This is a genomic window from Amycolatopsis sp. SID8362, assembly GCF_010550475.1.
Lineage (GTDB): Bacteria > Actinomycetota > Actinomycetes > Mycobacteriales > Pseudonocardiaceae > Amycolatopsis > Amycolatopsis eburnea.
On record NZ_JAAGNB010000033.1, the window covers coordinates 1 to 732 of the forward strand.

Annotated in this window: 1 protein-coding gene; it reads left to right on the forward strand. The window is 76.1% G+C overall.

Annotated features, from left to right (window positions below; translation table 11 throughout):
• Positions 1 to 732 (forward strand): polyketide synthase dehydratase domain-containing protein (locus tag G3I65_RS01330; protein WP_203612249.1); only part of this gene is annotated, 732 nt, incomplete at both ends.

A 732-nucleotide genomic window follows, 5' to 3' on the forward strand; every position in this document is an offset into this window, starting at 1 on the left:
GGACTCCGGCGCCGCACCGCGGGACGCGACCCTCCCGGCTGGCGCCGAACCTCTGGCCGTCGGCGACGCCTACGACCGCCTGGCCGCGCTGGGCCTCGGCTACGGCCCCGCGTTCCAGTGCCTGCGGCGCGCCTGGCGTCACGGCGACGACGTCTTCGCCGAGCTGAGCCTCGGCGACGAACCGGCGACGGCGTTCGGCCTGCACCCGGCGTTGCTCGACGCCGCCCTGCACGCGGTCGCCCTGACGGCCGGGCACGACCGGCCGCACGTCCCGTTCAGCTGGCGCGGGATCCGCTTGTACACCAAGGGCGCGACACTCCTGCGCGTCCGCATCACCCCGGCCGGGGACAACGCCGTTTCCCTGTCCTTTGTGGACAACGACGGTACTCCGGTCGCCGACGTCGACGCGGTGACGTTCCGGCCCGCCGCCCGCACCCAGGACGCGTTGTTCCGGCTCGGCTGGCTCCCGGCCACCCCGGCCCGCCCCGAGCCGCGGGAGCAGGTCGTCGTCGAAGCCGACGGTCCCGCGCGGGCCCTGGAACTGGTCCGCGACTGGCTGGCCGAACCCCGGGACGCCGAACTCGTCTTCCACACCACCGGCGCCACCGACGGCACCGACCTCGAAGCCGCCGCCGTGTGGGGCCTGGTCCGCGCGGCGCAGTCCGAGCACCCGGGCCGGTTCGCGCTCGTCGACAGCGCCGACCCGGCCGACGTCGCACTCGCCGCCGGGGA